The 14,797-nt window shown below is 71.0% G+C and carries 13 protein-coding genes; 9 read left to right on the top strand and 4 right to left on the bottom strand.

Annotated elements, in window-relative coordinates:
• Positions 1 to 69: 69 nt before the first annotated feature.
• Positions 70 to 1,884: a S8 family serine peptidase gene (locus ACFY5C_RS23080; protein ID WP_389446993.1), complete on the bottom strand. Its 1,815-nt coding sequence runs from the start codon at positions 1,882 to 1,884 to the stop codon at positions 70 to 72.
• A gap of 424 nt (positions 1,885 to 2,308) precedes the next feature.
• Between ACFY5C_RS23080 and ACFY5C_RS23075 the strand changes: the two genes are divergently transcribed.
• Positions 2,309 to 3,253: a lytic polysaccharide monooxygenase gene (locus ACFY5C_RS23075; protein WP_389447206.1), complete on the top strand. Its 945-nt coding sequence runs from the start codon at positions 2,309 to 2,311 to the stop codon at positions 3,251 to 3,253.
• A gap of 18 nt (positions 3,254 to 3,271) precedes the next feature.
• Here the strand turns inward: ACFY5C_RS23075 and ACFY5C_RS23070 are convergent, their stop codons facing one another.
• The gene (locus ACFY5C_RS23070; RefSeq protein ID WP_389446991.1) at positions 3,272 to 3,913 is read right to left on the bottom strand and encodes a Tat pathway signal sequence domain protein; all 642 of its coding nucleotides are present in this window, start codon (positions 3,911 to 3,913) and stop codon (positions 3,272 to 3,274) included.
• A gap of 669 nt (positions 3,914 to 4,582) precedes the next feature.
• Here ACFY5C_RS23070 and ACFY5C_RS23065 point away from each other — a divergent pair.
• From ACFY5C_RS23065 to ACFY5C_RS23030, 8 genes are all read left to right on the top strand, one after another.
• The gene (locus ACFY5C_RS23065; RefSeq protein ID WP_389447204.1) at positions 4,583 to 5,275 is read left to right on the top strand and encodes a DUF6230 family protein; all 693 of its coding nucleotides are present in this window, start codon (positions 4,583 to 4,585) and stop codon (positions 5,273 to 5,275) included.
• Positions 5,275 to 5,709 (top strand): DUF6114 domain-containing protein, encoded by a 435-nt coding sequence (locus ACFY5C_RS23060; RefSeq protein WP_389446989.1) that lies wholly within the window; start codon positions 5,275 to 5,277, stop codon positions 5,707 to 5,709. Before ACFY5C_RS23065 ends, ACFY5C_RS23060 begins: the two co-directional genes overlap by 1 nt.
• Before the next feature lie 240 nt (positions 5,710 to 5,949).
• On the top strand, positions 5,950 to 6,753 hold the full coding sequence (locus ACFY5C_RS23055; protein ID WP_389446987.1) for an SAM-dependent methyltransferase: 804 nt from the start codon (positions 5,950 to 5,952) through the stop codon (positions 6,751 to 6,753).
• A 242-nt stretch (positions 6,754 to 6,995) separates the two neighbouring features.
• On the top strand, positions 6,996 to 7,994 hold the full coding sequence (locus ACFY5C_RS23050; RefSeq protein ID WP_389446985.1) for a substrate-binding domain-containing protein: 999 nt from the start codon (positions 6,996 to 6,998) through the stop codon (positions 7,992 to 7,994).
• 191 nt (positions 7,995 to 8,185) lie between these two features.
• A complete protein-coding gene (locus ACFY5C_RS23045; protein WP_389446983.1) occupies positions 8,186 to 10,609 on the top strand; it encodes a nitrate- and nitrite sensing domain-containing protein in 2,424 nt (807 codons plus the stop codon).
• Positions 10,610 to 10,620: 11 nt separating this feature from the next.
• Positions 10,621 to 11,040, top strand: a complete 420-nt coding sequence (locus ACFY5C_RS23040; RefSeq protein ID WP_147997842.1) for a roadblock/LC7 domain-containing protein — start codon at positions 10,621 to 10,623, stop codon at positions 11,038 to 11,040.
• The gene (locus ACFY5C_RS23035; RefSeq protein WP_389446981.1) at positions 11,021 to 11,401 is read left to right on the top strand and encodes a DUF742 domain-containing protein; all 381 of its coding nucleotides are present in this window, start codon (positions 11,021 to 11,023) and stop codon (positions 11,399 to 11,401) included. The genes ACFY5C_RS23040 and ACFY5C_RS23035 overlap by 20 nt, the downstream gene beginning before the upstream one ends.
• On the top strand, positions 11,388 to 11,975 hold the full coding sequence (locus ACFY5C_RS23030; RefSeq protein ID WP_389446979.1) for an ATP/GTP-binding protein: 588 nt from the start codon (positions 11,388 to 11,390) through the stop codon (positions 11,973 to 11,975). The genes ACFY5C_RS23035 and ACFY5C_RS23030 overlap by 14 nt, the downstream gene beginning before the upstream one ends.
• A gap of 3 nt (positions 11,976 to 11,978) precedes the next feature.
• On the opposite strand, the gene ACFY5C_RS23025 is transcribed toward ACFY5C_RS23030, so the two are convergent.
• The gene (locus tag ACFY5C_RS23025) at positions 11,979 to 13,505 is read right to left on the bottom strand and encodes a M81 family metallopeptidase (RefSeq protein WP_389446977.1); all 1,527 of its coding nucleotides are present in this window, start codon (positions 13,503 to 13,505) and stop codon (positions 11,979 to 11,981) included.
• 15 nt (positions 13,506 to 13,520) lie between these two features.
• The gene (locus tag ACFY5C_RS23020; protein WP_389446975.1) at positions 13,521 to 14,705 is read right to left on the bottom strand and encodes an ROK family protein; all 1,185 of its coding nucleotides are present in this window, start codon (positions 14,703 to 14,705) and stop codon (positions 13,521 to 13,523) included.
• Between the last annotated feature and the right edge of the window lie 92 nt (positions 14,706 to 14,797).

The following is a 14,797-nucleotide window of genomic DNA, read 5'->3' as shown; positions in this document are numbered from 1 at the left end:
TGACGAACGGCGGGCCGGCCGATGCCCCATCCGCACCGGCCGGCCCGCCCGCTTGTGGTAACCGTTCGCTCAGAAGGTCAGCTTCCAGCTGTTGAGCCGGCCCGTGTCCTGGGCCGCCGTGTCCTGGACGCGCAGCTTCCAGGTGCCGTTGGCGGTCTCGCCCGACGCGTTCACCGTGTAGGTGGCGCTGACGTTGTCCGCGGAGTCCGAGGAGCTGGCCGACTTCAGGCGGTACGTCGAACCGTCCGGAGCGACCAGGTCGATGACCAGGTCACCGCGGTAGGTGTGCGTGATGTCCACGCCGACCTGGAGAGCCGACGGGGCGTTGCCGCTGCGGCCGCTGACGGCGATGGAGGACTCGATCGCGGAGCCGTTGTCCGGGATGGAGACGGCGGAGGTGCTGGTGAAGGTGGTGCCCCCCGTGGAGCCGCCGGAGCTGCCGCTCACCGCCTGCACCGTCTTGGTCGCATCCGCGAGGCCGGCGCCGCAGCCGCCCGAGCAAGTTCCGGGCAGCGTACGCGAGTTGGTCTTGATCGCGGACTCGATCTGCGCCGGGGTCAGCGACGCGTTGGCCGACTTCATCAGCGCGGCCAGGCCGGCGACGTGCGGGGCGGCCATGCTGGTGCCCTGGTAGTACTCGTAGCTCTCGGAGGACGGGCCCTGGGCGCCGGAGTTCAGCGTGGACAGGATGCCGTTGGCCGTGACGGAGTTGGTCTCGCCGCCCGGAGCGGCGATGTCGACGACCGAGCCGTAGTTGGAGTAGTAGGAGCGGTTCCCCTGGCGGTCGGCGGCCGCCACGCTGATGACGTTGCTGCAGCTGGCCGGCGAGTAGTTGGCGGCGTTGGCGTTGCTGTTGCCGGCCGCGACGACCACCGTGGTGCCGCGGTTCACGGCGGCGTTGATGGCGCTCTGGGTCGCGGTGGTGCAGGCGCCGCCCCCGCCGAGGCTCATGTTGATGACCTTGGCGACGTTGGCGTTGGCCGGGACGCCGGAGACCGTACCGCCGGACGCCCAGGTGATGGCGTCGATGATGTCGGAGTCGTAGCCGCCGCACTGGCCGAGGACCCGCAGCGGGGAGACCTTCGCACCGTGGGCGATGCCCGCGACACCCTTGCCGTTGTTGGTGACCGCGGCGATGGTGCCCGCGACGTGGGTGCCGTGCCACGAGGAGGTCGAGGCCTCCCAGTCGGCGGCGCACTGGCCGTCGGTGGTCCAGTCGCCCGTGTCGGCCGGGTTGCTGTCACGGCCGTTGCCGTCGTTGGAGACCGCGGTGTCGGAGATGAAGTCGTAGCCGCCGACGATGTTGGCGCCGAGGTCGGAGTGGGTGACGTAACCGGTGTCGATGACGGCGACGGTCACACCGCTGCCGGTCGCGACGTCCCACGCGCCCGGCACGTTCATGCCCGCAGTGGACTCGAACAGGTCCCACTGCTTGGCGTAGTCGGTGTCGTTGGGGGTGGCCAGCGGCTTGTTCAGCCGGTCCGGTACGACGTAGGCGACCTGCGGGTCGGCCCGGTACTCGGCGACGACGTCGGCGACGTCCGTCCTGGTCAGGTTCTCACCGAGGTCGACGAGGGCGGCGCCGGAGCCGAGGCGGCGCTGGAAGTCGAGGTTCTCGCCGGCCTCCTTGCCCTTGGCGGCGGCGTCGGACTCGGCGGCCTTGTTCGACTTGGCCTCGGCTGCGCCGGACTTGTAGCCGACGATGAGGCGCTCGGCCGTGGTGCCGGGGGCGGCCTCGGTCTGGGCCGCGGGGATGGGGGCGGCGGCTTCCTTGGTGGGGGAATCCTGGGCCACGGCGACTGTGGTGGTGGCGGCCGTGAAGAGCGCGGCGGAGACCGCGGCGACGGATATCAGCTTCCGTCTGAGGGGAGTGGAGGTACGCAAGGGCTTGCCTTTCGTGGCCGGCCGTACTCCGGGCAGCGCGGAGCGGCGGTCGATTCGCTTCGTCCTCGAAGCGGCGGGGGGTCCACCGGGTGGGCAGGTGGGGGCAGTGCGGCGAAGGCGGGGCAATGCGACGAACGCAGGTGGGGCGGTGCGTAGTGCGGGGTGCGGCGGCCGGCCTGGCGCGAGCTACGCCCCGTTCGGGGTTACCTGTGGGGCGGCTGTGGTCGAACGATAGGCAAAGAGCTGGTCATCCGGATACAGGGGAAACCCTCGATCCGGCCGGAAACCCACCCTCTACGTCGCATGGTTGACCGGTATTGGCGGACTTTGCCCGACTCGTCACGCAGTGAACGCGCCGGGCCGGTTTCCCGTACTGCACGAGGACCCTTCCGCACCGGCCGAGGAGACGTTCCGGATGTCCCGGATGCCCTGGATGAGATCGCACCGCACCGCTCTGACGGCCGCCGCCGTCACGCCCTTGCTGCTCACGGTGTGGGCGGCCGGCCCGGCCCATGCGCACGGTGCGCCGACGGATCCGACCAGCCGGGTGTACGCCTGCTCCCCCGACGGCGGCAGCGCGTCCACGTCGGCATGCCGGGCGGCGATCGCCTCGAACGGCGCGCCCTTCACGGCCTGGGACAACCTGCGGATCGCGAACGTCAACGGCCGGGACCGGCAGGTCGTCCCCGACGGGCAGCTGTGCAGTGGCGGGCTGCCCGCCTACCGGGGCCTCGACCTCGCCCGCGCCGACTGGCCGTCGACCCGGCTCACTCCGGGGTCCGCCCTGACGATGCGGTACGTGTCCACGATCCCGCACACGGGCACCTTCAAGCTCTACCTCACCAAGCCCGGCTACGACCCGACGAAGCCGCTCACCTGGTCCGACCTCGCGGAGCAGCCGTTCGCGGTGGTGAAGGACCCGGCGCTGACGGACGGGGCGTACCGGATCCGGGCGACCCTGCCGTCCGACCGGACCGGACGCCATGTGCTGTACACGATCTGGCAGAACAGCAGCACGCCGGACACCTACTACTCGTGCTCGGACGTGGTCTTCCCGCAGGCGGAGAAGCAGGGCGGCGAGGGCTCCGCGACGGCTTCCCCGGGCAAGGGGGAGCGCTCCGCGACCGCCTCCCCGAGCGTCGGTGGGAAGCGCACGGACAGCAGCCCTTCGCCGGCGACCGAACAGCGCACTTCCCAGCCGCCGGCCCGGAACCCGGTGCCGGCGCAGCCCCAGAGCGACAGCACGCCGGTGGCCTCCGGCACGGACACCGGCTCGGGGCCGTCCACCCCCGTACTGGCGGGCGGCGCCGCGGCGGTACTGGTACTCACCGGCGGCGCCGCCCTCGTCCTGCGTTTGCGTCGGCGGTGAACCACCGCCGCACGAAGGTCAGTTGACGTTGACCGCGAGGCCCGAGCTGGTCACCGGGGCGTACTTGGCGGTGAAGTAGGCGCTGTTGAAGCACAGCGACGAACCGGACGTCTTGGTGAACGGCTGCTGGGTGAAGGCGATGCTGTTGTCGGCGTTGCTCGCCGTGCCGGAGAGGCCGGGCGCCTGGTAGACGCAGGTGATCGTGCCGAGCAGGGTGCGCAGCTTGACCGTGGACTGGACGGCGGAGCCCGCCGCCGGGGTCACGGTGACGGTGCCGTCGGAGGACACGCTGGTGGTGTACGGCAGGTTGTCGACGGTGATGCCGCTGACGCCGAGCACACCGGTGACGTTGGCGGTGCAGCCGCTGGTGTCGAAGGTGTGGGAGGTCAGCGACTCGGTGGCGGTGCCGGGGGCGGCGGGGTTGTCGGTGACGGTGGCGGAGAACGCCGACTTGGTGCAGGAGATGCCGCTGGTGCCGGTCGCGCTGGAGTAGAAGGTGGCGGCGGTGCCGCTCGCCAGGTTGGCGTCGAGCACGGCGCCGACCGCGACCGCCGCTCCGTCGGTGGTGGTCAGTACCGGTGTGTCGGCGGCCGAGGCGGGGACGGCGAGCCCGAGGGTTGCGACGGTGCCGGCGAGGGTGAGGAGGGTGCGTGCGCGCATGCGGGTGTACCTCGACTTTCGTTGCGGGGGTGTGCCCTGAGGGCAGCTGCGCGGCTCAGGGGGTTCGGTGGGGGCTCGTTCGCGAGTCGGTTTGCTCCGTTGCCGGTCCGTGACGCCTTCTCCGTACGACACGGACCGGCAACGACAGCCGACCGGTGGCCGGCCGGAGACCGTGGGGAGGGCTCCGGACGGACCGGGCGGGGAAGGGCGTCCGGCACGGGCCGAGGGGGGAAGCGACCGTGACGGCGCCGTGAAGTGATCTCGCGCAATGTGAAGGACATCAAGTCCGGGAACGCGGGCCACGGGCCACACGACGGCGGATCCGGCGCCACGGATCCAGGGGAGAGCCAGGGAGAGTTGTAGACCTGAGTGTCAGTCAACGTCAAGGTATGGCAAGGGAGTTGCTTGCTTTCATCGACTGTTCTCGTGACGTCCGGGGAAGTCGCGGGCGAAAAGAACTCACAGGTGACACACAATCAACACTCTTTTCCCACAAGCGCCTTGACCCTCAGGTGTAACCACCGGTAACTTCCGGGCTGGCTACTGCGGAGTACGAGAAAGCCCTTGCACCCGCCGGGAGTTGCGAGGGGCGTGCGCCGTGGGCGCTGTCCGCGCCAGGACAACGTGCCACTGATGCCCTACCCGCACTTTTTGCATCTGGGAGCAGTTATGGCCTCGTCCTCGGACGTCACTTCGTCCGCCGACCACACCCCCGGGAACCCGGAAAGCGGTTCCGTGTCCGAAGCGTCCGAAAGCACCGACCGCCCCGCCAGACGCGGGCGCGTCCGGGCGCGGCGGGCCGCCGTGATGGCGGTGCCGGCCACCCTGGTCGCCGGCGCTCTCGCGGTGCTCACCGCCGAGGGCGCGCTGGGCGTGCAGTTCGCGATCTCCGGCATGCCCTTCACCGTCACCGCGACCGAGCTCGACGGCACCGGGTTCGAGCAGTTCGGCGGCCTCGACAGCATGGCGCCGGGCAGCCCCAACGAGGGGGACACCGGCGGCCAGGTGCTGGTCGTCACGTCCGCGATCAAGAACGCGACGCTCACGAAGCTGTGTCAGAGCGTCGACCTCGGCGGCACGAACCTGCTCATCACCGCGGGCAGCGGAGCGGAGAAGGTGAGCGCGAGCGATCTGACCACCGACTCGACCGAGCTGTCGGGTGACGCGGCGTTCAACAACATCGAGATCGGCAACGACGCGAGCACCTTGACCAAGGCCGGGGTGAAGGGGCCGATCGGCGTCTTCAGCCAGCAGGCGGACACCGTGCGCATCGCCAACCTGCGTCAGACCAACTACGCGACCACTGCTGGCGTGTTCAAGCTTCCCGGGCTGAAACTCGGCTTCAGCAGCAAGGGTTGCTGATGGCGGAGCGTTCAGGTTTCCGGTCGGCCTTCCGTCGTTGGCGGGCCGACCGGCCGTTCTGGGGCGGGGTGCTGCTCGCCCTGGGCGGGGCGGAGATTCTGCTCACCATGAAGGCGTCCATGAAGGTCGTGCTTCATGTCGGCATGCAGGGGCTGGCAGGTTATCTGCTGCCGGCGCTGATGCTGCTGCTGGGGCTGTTGATCCTGTTCAATCCGGCTCAGCGGCTCTTCTACTCGATCACCGGGGTGCTGGTCTCCCTGGGGTCCTGGCCCACGTCCAACCTCGGGGGCTTCTTCGTGGGGCTCCTGCTGGGGGTCGCGGGGAGTTGTCTTGCCTTTGGGTGGCTGCCTGATCAGGAGCCCAGGCGCCGGCGGCAGCGGAAGTGGCAGCGACAGCGGCGCGCGGATGGCGTTGCGGCTGCTGTCGTCGAGTAGGCCGGGGAGCCCGCCTGAACCGGGTTCTCCGGCCTGCGGTCGTCGGCCCGGGGCCGTGCGGCGCGGTGCCGTCGCGCCCGGAGCGCCGTAAAGGTCTGTGGAGTTCGGCGGGTGCGGGTTCGTGGGGGCTGGTCGCGCAGTTCCCCGCGCCCCTAGGTTGGTGCACTGACCGCCAACTTCCCAGTCCTGCTGGGTAGTTGCGTGGTGAACAGCCCGAAGCCCATGTTCCCCGGAGGCCCCGTGTCCGCCGACCGTATCGATACCGAGACCGCACACTCCGCCCGGATCTACGACTACATCATCGGCGGCAAGGACCACTACCCCGCCGACCGGGAGTCGGGCGACGCCATGGTCCGGGAGTGGCCCGCGCTGCCCGTCCACATGCGGGCCAACCGGGACTTCATGAACCGGGCCGTGCGGTATCTCGCCGAGGAGGCGGGGATACGGCAGTTCCTCGACATCGGGACCGGGATTCCGACGTCGCCCAACATCCATGAGATCGCCCAGTCGGTGGCCCCCGGGGCCCGGGTCGTGTACGTCGACAACGATCCGCTCGTGCTCGCACTGTCGAAGGAGTTGCTGTCCGGCACGGCCGAGGGCAGGACGGCGTACGTCGAAGCGGACATGCGCGACCCCGCTGCCATTCTCGACGCCCCCGCCTTCCGCGAGACCCTCGATCTCGGGAAGCCGGTCGCACTCACCGTGATCGCGATCGTGCACTTCATGCTGGACGAGCACGACGCCGTGGGGATCGTGCGGCGGCTGCTGGAGCCGCTGCCCGCCGGAAGCTACCTGGCGATGTCCATCGGCACCGCCGAGTTCGCGCCGGACGAGGTCGGACGGGTCGCCCGGGAGTACGCGGCCCGGGGCATGCCGATGCGGCTGCGCACCCTCGCCGAGGCAGAGGAGTTCTTCACCGGTCTGGACCATGTGGAGCCCGGCATCGTCCAGGTCCACAAGTGGCGGCCGGACGGCACGGGCACCGAGGTGATCCGCGACGAGGACATCGCGATGTACGGGGCGCTCGCCCGCAAGGCGGGTTGACCCGGTTTGCGAGCGCAAGCAGTCTGGGCCGACCGGTCGGCCGCCCGCCCTCCCGCCAGCGGTTCATCACGATGTGGGAGCAACAACTCACGCGTTGTTGTTGCACACTTGACGACCGGTGGTCGCACGCGATTGGCTCCGCCCCAGCGAGAGTTCACCTGGTCGGCGAACCTCCCGGTCGGCGCCGGCCGTCCTCTCGTTCGTTCCTACGGCTCGGCCGCACAGCGAGGTGCCGCACCCTCATGAAGACCCCACCCCCCTCCCCCTCTTTCACTCGCGTCGCGGCCCTCACGGCCGCCGCCTGTCTGCTGCTGGCCGGCTGCTCCGCCGTCGGCGGCACCGACGATGCGTCGGAGGCGGACACGGCGGCGAACGCCTCAGGACTGAAGGTCGCCCTGATCACCCACGGCGGCGAGGGCGACGCCTTCTGGGAGCTGGTGCACAAGGGTGCCCAGGCAGCGGCCGCAAAGGACGGCATCGACCTGACCTTCGCGAGCGACTCCGACCCGGCCGGCCAGGCCGGGTTGATGCGCGACGCGATCAGCCGGAAGGTCGACGGCATCGCGGTGACCCTGGCGAAGCCGACGGCGATGACGGGACCCGTCGCCGAGGCGCGGGCGGCCGGCATACCGGTGGTCGGCCTCAACTCCGGTATAGACGACTGGCAGTCCGCGGGCCTGGTCGGGTACTTCGGCCAGGACGAAAGCGTCGCGGGCCGGGCCGTCGGCGACAAGCTGGACGACCTCAGGGCCAAGCACGCCCTGTGCGTCATCCACGAGCGCGGCAACGTCGCCCTGGAGGCGCGCTGTGCGGGCGTGAAGAAGTCCTTCGGCGGCGAGACCGAGAACCTCTACGTGGACGGCACCGACATGGACGCGGTGACCGCCTCCGTCGCGACACGGCTCAGACAGGACCCGAGCATCGACGAAGTCGTCATGAACGGCGCACAGTTCGCGCTGGCCGCGGTGAAGTCGGCCGACGAGGCCCGCTCCAAGGCCCATGTCGCGACCTTCGATCTCAACAAGGACCTGGTCAAGGCGGTCCAGGCCGGGGACGTGCAGTTCGCGGTCGACCAGCAGCCGTATCTGCAGGGCTACCTCGCGGTGGACTCGCTGTGGCTGTACAGGACCAACGGCAACACCCTCGGCGGTGGCGAGGCGCCCGTCCTCACCGGGCCGGCGTTCGTCACCAGGGCGAACATCGCGTCGGTCGCCGAGTTCGCCGCCAACGGAACCCGGTGACCGGACAGTTCCCCCGACGGTGTCGCCAAAGATTCGGTCACGCGTGACACACACGCTCACTTGTACGGATAGCATCCAGCGCATCCCCCGTGACGTACCGGACACCGCCGCCACCCCTGGCGCCCGTCCCGCTTCCGCTTCCGCGCTGACCCCGCCCGCTCCCGCCCTCCGCTGATCGCCCTAGGACGACAATGTCTCCACGGACAGGTCCCCGGCGCCGCCTCGGCTCCATCCGTCTCTCCCTGATCCTGCTGGCCCTGGTGCCCAGCGTGACGCTCGCCGCCGTCTGGAGCGTGACGACGATCCAGATGTTCTCGGAGGGCCTGGGGCTGCGGTCGCAGACCGGGCTGAGCAAGTCGACCGGGGCCATGGGCACGGAGGCCACGCTCGCGCTGCAGCAGGAGCGCAGCTACTCGGCCGTATGGCTGGCGTCCCGGCAGGAGGAGGCCCGCAGCGCGCTGGACGAGCAGCGCCGCAAGACCGACAAGGCGGTGGCCAAACTCCTCTCCCAGTCGGACGCGATCCAGCAGGCACCCCCCCGGATCAAGGACCGGCTGTACTCGGTCGTCGCGTCGGTGAGCAGCCTGGAGTACTACCGGGGGCAGGTCGACAACCCCACCGACATCACCGCCGTACAGGCGCTCGGCCAGTACACGTCGATCATCGACGACCAGATCCACGCCTTCCAGGAGCTCTCCCAGGTCGACGACGGCGACCTCACCTCGCAGGCGGGTCCGCTCGTCGCGCTGGAGCACGCGGCGGAAGCGGTGTCCCGGGAGGACGCGCTGCTGACGCTGGCCTCGCCGTCGCGGACGATGGACGAGAAGTCGTGGACCGAGTTCGCGGAGCTGGTGAACACCCGCCGCTGGCTGGTCAACGACCAGATCCTCCCCTCGCTCACGGGGAGCGCGAAGACGGAGACCGAGCGGATTCTGGGGAGCCCGCAGTGGGGGACCCTGGAGACCGTCGAGGACCGGGTGCTCGCGGCGCGGACGACGGCGCGCGGGGACGGGGACATCGCCGTCCCGGACGCGCAGAAGGAGTGGCGGGCCGCGCTGGTCAAGGTCTCCGACGAGTACGAGGTGCTGATCCGGCAGCAGACGACCGCGCTGCTGCAACGCAGCGGTGACAACGCCCGCGGCCTGCTGATCAAGGCCGCCTCCCTGAGCGCGGGCGGTCTGGTCGCCCTGCTGGTGTGCGTCTGGATGTCGTGGCGGATCACACGCTCGCTGTCCCGGCGCCTGCACGGCCTGCGCGAGGCCACCCTCGGCCTCGCGCAGGAGCGGCTGCCCGACGTGGTGGCGCGGCTTGAGCGGGGCGAGAAGGTCGACGTGGAGCTGGCCACCCCGCCGCTGGACTACGGCCACGACGAACTCGGCCAGGTGGCGAAGGCGTTCAACACCGCCCAGCGCACCGCCGTGCACACCGCCGTCGAACTCGCGGACACTAGGCGCGGCTTCCAGAAGGTCATCCTGGGCATCGCCCGGCAGAGCCAGAACCTGGTCAACCTCCAGCTCACCAAGCTCGACGCGCTGGAGCGCGCGCACCAGGACCCCGAGATCCTCAAGGGCCTGTACGAACTGGACTCCACAGCCAGCCAGTTGCGCCGCTACGAGGAGAACCTCGTCATCATCAGCGGCGAGCGGCCCGGCCGCAGCTGGAGCGAGCCGGTCGCGCTGATCGACATCCTGCGCAGCGCCGTCGGCGAGGTCGCCGAATACCAGCGCGTCGAGGTGCAGACGGAGGAGGAGGTGCACCTGGCGCCGCCTGCCGTGGCGGACGTCATCCATCTGCTGGCCGAGCTGATCGAGAACGCCACGCTGTACTCCCCCGCGCCCGCGCCGGTCGGGGTGCGGGCCGCGATGGTGGCCAAGGGCCTGGCCGTGGAGGTCGAGGACCGTGGGCTCGGCATGTCCGAGGAGGACTACGACTCCTTCAACGCGCAGCTGGCCGAGCCCCCGCAGTTCGACGTGGTGGCCCTCGCCGACGACCTGCGCCTCGGCCTGTTCGTGATCGCCCGGCTCGCCCAGCGGCACGGCATCGCGGTCACCCTGCGCTCCTCGCCGTTCGGCGGCACGACGGCGATCGTGCTGATCCCGCACGACGTCGTGGTGCGGGACCTGCCGGACCCGGAGCCGGACGAGGTGGAGCACTCCGGCGCCGCCGAACCGGAGGAGCCCGTACGGGAGTCCCGCCCGGTCGTCCCGGCCCGCGTCTCGACCGCCCAGGCGTCCTCCCCGGCCCCCGCCCCCGCCACACGCCGCGACGGCGGCCTCACCGCACTGCCCCGCCGGGTGCCGCAGACCAGCCTGGCCGCCGAGCTCCGCGACGAGGCCCGGCCCGCCGAGGACGACGGTTACGACGACTTCACCGCGGAACGAGCCGCCTCCTCCCTGGCCTGCTTCCAGCGGGGCACGCTCCAGGCCCGCGACGACAGCGGCGACGAGCCTGCGGACCCGTCCGAGCAGGCCACGGACCAGCGGATTCCCGCCGCCCGCCGGACGCGCGACGACGTCGCCCCCGAGGAGCCGCCCGCGGCCGGCGAGGCCGACGCGTCCGCCACCCCCGCGGCCTCCTCCCCCACGTCCTCCCCTTCGCCCGCCGACCGCTCATGAAGGACACCGCCATGACACGCCCCACCCCCGCCACGGACACCCAGCTCGACCAGTTGCTCACCGGACTCGTGGAGCGGGTCGCCGACGTCAACCACGCCGTCGTGCTCTCCGAGGACGGTCTGGTGGTGAGCAAGTCCACCGGGTTCCTGCGCGACGACGCCGAGCGGCTGGCGGCGACCGCGTCCGGCCTGATGAGCCTCAGCAAGGGCGTCAGCATGGACTTCAGAGGCGGGCCGGTGCGCCAGGCGCTGATCGAGATGGCCAACAGCTATCTGATCCTCACGTCCGCCGGTCCCGGCGCCCACCTCGTGGTCCTCACCAACCAGGGCGCGGACGTCGGCGTGGTGGCGTACCAGATGAACATGCTGGTGAAGAAGATCGGCGAGCACCTGTCGGCGGCACCGCGGGCCCATGTCGGCCCTGGCGCGTGAGGTGGCCGGAGACGATACGGCGGGCAGGCTGGTACGTCCCTTCACGCTGACCGGCGGCCGGACCAGGCCCAGCCGCACCGACTTCACGCTGATCACGACGGTGACGGCGGTGGATCCGCCGCCGGAGCGGGCGCCCCGTCCGCAGCCCGAGCAGACGCGGATCCTGCGGCGCTGCGCCGGGCCCATCGCCGTCGCGGAACTCGCGGCCCATCTCGACCTGCCGGTGAGCGTGGTCGCCATCATGCTCTGCGATCTGCTGGAGGCGGGCCTGATCACCGTGCACCCGCCGCACCCCGTCACCCCCCGCACCCCGGACCTGGACCTGCTGCAGAAAGTGAGGGACGGCCTTGGCCGGCTCTGACACCACCGTGGAACCGGTCGCGCCGCCCGACACGGTCAAGATCCTCATAGCCGGCGGTTTCGGCGTCGGCAAGACGACTCTCGTCGGGTCGGTCAGCGAGATCGCCCCGCTGCGCACCGAGGAGCCCCTGACCGCCGCGGGCGTGGGCATCGACGACCTCAACGGCATCGAGGAGAAGCGGGCCACGACCGTGGCTCTGGACTTCGGCCGGATCACCATCAGCCAGGAACTGGTGCTGTATCTGTTCGGCACGCCCGGGCAGCAGCGGTTCTGGTTCATGTGGAACGACCTGGCGATCGGTGCGCTGGGGGCCGTCGTCCTGATCGACGTCCGCCGGCCGGAGTCCAGTTTCGCGGCGATCGACTTCTTCGAGCGCCGGAAGATCCCGTTCGTCGTCGCCGTCAACGGCTTCCACGGCGAACACCCCTATCCCGCCGAGGAGATCAAGGACGCCCTCGCGCTCCCGGAGCATGTGCGGGTGCTGCTGTGTGACGCGCGGGAGCGCGAGTCGTGCCGGGACGTGCTGATCGCCCTGATCGACCAGTTGATCGCCGACGCCCGGCAGGCGGGCTGAGCGTCACTCCTCGCGGCCGGTGAGCGGCCGGTTCGCGGGTGCGACGATCCTGGCCGTGAGGTCGGGATCGGCCATCGCGGGGTCGAAGGGGAACATGGGCCGGCGAATGCGGTGGTGGCCGAGCCGCACCAGGTCCTGGTCGACGCCGCCCGGCGTGAGCGCCATCTTCCAGTCGGCCGCCATGGCGAACAGCTCGGGCTCCAGATAGCCGATCTTGACGATCACGATGTCGGCCGAGCGAGGATCCAACTCCAGCTCGGTGAAATCCCGTTCGAGGTGATACGGCTTCCGCAGCCGGGTCAGGATCACGTACACGCTGCCCACCCGCAGCACGGCCTCCGTCTCGGCGTCCCGGTCGCCGTGCCGTACGGAGTGCACCACGCCGGTCATCACGAGTGGCCCCGAATGGCGGTCGTCGACCTTCGCGCCCGCGGTGACGGTGACCGTGGCGCCGACGCCGGCCTTCACCGCCGTGTCGACCGCGGACGGGCCGGGCAGGGAGGCGTAGACGGCGACCGGCCCGGACTGATCCTTGAACTCCGGGTGGGCCAGCAGGTGTTGGAGTCCCCAGGTGACGTCTCCGGCACCGCCCGCGGTCGGATTGTCGCCGGTGTCGCTGATGAAGTAGGGGCGGGCGCCGGCCGCCAGGGCCTCGTCGAGGCAGTCGCCCAGGGTGCCGGTGGGTGCGACGAAGGCGAAGTCACGGCGGGCGTCCCAGAATCCGCGGGCGAGGCGCTCGGCGCCCGCGGTGACGGCGGCCTCGTCGGGTCCGGTGACCACGACGGCGGCCCGGTTGCGCGGCTCGTCGGCCCAGGCGTACCCGACCCAGATCGCCGCGTCGGTCACCCCGACGGTCGCTTCCACGTCCTCTACGGCCGCGTACACGCTCTTCGCGGGTTCGATACGGGTGGACGTCTGCTCCCCGGCCAGCAGCACCGGCACCGGCACCCAGGCCTTGACGGGGCGGGGCGCGCCGCTCGCCAGGAGGTCGACGAGGTTGCGGGCGGCCCGCTCCTTGGTGTCCATGGCGTCCTCGTGCGGGGCCATGCGGTAGCAGGTGATCAGGTCGCTGAGGTGGACGAGCCGCCGGGAGACGTTGCCGTGCAGGTCCATGGACGTCGACACGAGGACGTCCGGGCCGATCACCTCGCGGACACGGGTCAGCAGGTCCACTTCCGCGTCGTCGATGCCCTCGACGGTCATCGCGCCGTGGATGTCGTACCAGAGCCCGTCGAGCGGCCCCAACTCCCGGAGTCGGTCGACGAGTTCGCGGGACAGCTCGGCGTACGCGGCCGCCGTCACCGTGCCGCCGGGCAGCGCCTTGCCGACCAGGGCGCCACGCCAGTCGGCGGCGTCCCGCAGCGGCTGTCCCGGGGCCAGGAACGGGTAGCGGTCGAGGACGTCCGCTCCGCGCCGCGGATGGAAGGCGGGGGCCTCGGTGCGGGCCGGGGAGAAGGTCGACGACTCGATGCCGAGGCCGGCGATCGCGATGACGGGACGGGGGCGCGGCTGGAGCTGGAACTGGGGCATGGCTCCTCCTGAGGGTCAGGGGTGGGTGCCGGCGACCGAGTGCAGCGCGTGGGCGAGGGCCCGCTGGAGGGCGAACTGGCCCGCGCCGACCAGGCCGGCGTCGGCGCCGAGGCCGGCCCGCTCGATGACCAGGTGCTCGGTGACCAGCGGGTGGCACCCCTCGTACAACTGGCTGCGCACGGCGGCGACGAAGGGCTCGAGCGTGGAGAGGATGCCGCCGAGGTACACGGCGTCGGGGTTGAAGAAGTTGACGTTGGCGGCCAGCACCATGCCGAGGTAGCGGCCGGCCTGCCGGACCGCGCGCGTGGCCTCGGGGTCGGCGTCACCGGCGAGGCGTACGACGTCCTCGGTGGACGACACCTCAAGGCCGCGCTCGCGCAGGATGCGGACCAGCGCGGCGCCCGAGGCGACCGTCTCCAGGCACCCGGTGTTCCCGCAGGAGCAGGGGATGTCGTGGGCGGCCTCGACGCGGACGTGGGTGATCTCGCCGGCCGCGCCCGAACCGCCCCGGTAGAGGCGGCCGTCGGCGATGACGCCCGCGCCGATGCCGGTGCCCGCCTTCACCATGATGGCCTGGCGTTGCCCGGCGGGCCGGACGCTGTGCTCGCCGACGGCCATGCAGTTGGCGTCGTTCTCGATGGCCACCGGGACCCTGAACCGTTCCTGGAGCCAGTCCCGTACCGGGAACCGGTTCCAGCCCGGCATGCGCGCGGGCAGCGTCACCAGGCCCGGCTCGACGTCGACCGGGCCCGGCAGACACAGGCCGACACCTCTGAGGGACTCCCGCCCGTTCCGCTCGGCGAGGCCCTCCAGGGCCTCGACCAGCCCGGGCAGCGAGGCCTGCGGTCCGTCGGCCGTCGCGAACGGCACCGTGGAGACGTCGGTGAGACCGCCGCCGGGGTGGACGACGCCGACGTGGGCGTGCCTGCCGCCGAGTTCGGCCGCCACGGCGTAGCCGTCGCCGCCGCCGAGACGGAGCACCTTGCGCGGCCGTCCGCCGGTGGACGACATGGTGCCCTCCTCGGTGACCAGGCCGTAGTCCAGCAGCCTGGTCACCGCGAACGAGACCGTCGACGGCGCGGCGCCGAGCAGCTCGGAGAGCTCCGTGCGCGTGGACGCCTGCCCGGAGGCGAGGAGTTCGAGGATGCGCCGGGTCAACGACCCACTTTTTTCAGTCATGGACGAAGTTACTTCCGTCATCTGCGGTCGGGACAGCGAGAGTAGGCCGCGGACGCACCCTCCGGGCTAATTCCAGAACAGCAGAAACATACTTTTTACAGCGGCACTCCTGT

The organism is Streptomyces sp. NPDC012935 (assembly GCF_042900345.1).
GTDB lineage: Bacteria > Actinomycetota > Actinomycetes > Streptomycetales > Streptomycetaceae > Streptomyces.
The sequence above is the reverse complement of the archived record's forward strand: the minus strand, read 5'-3'. Positions and strand labels throughout refer to the sequence as shown.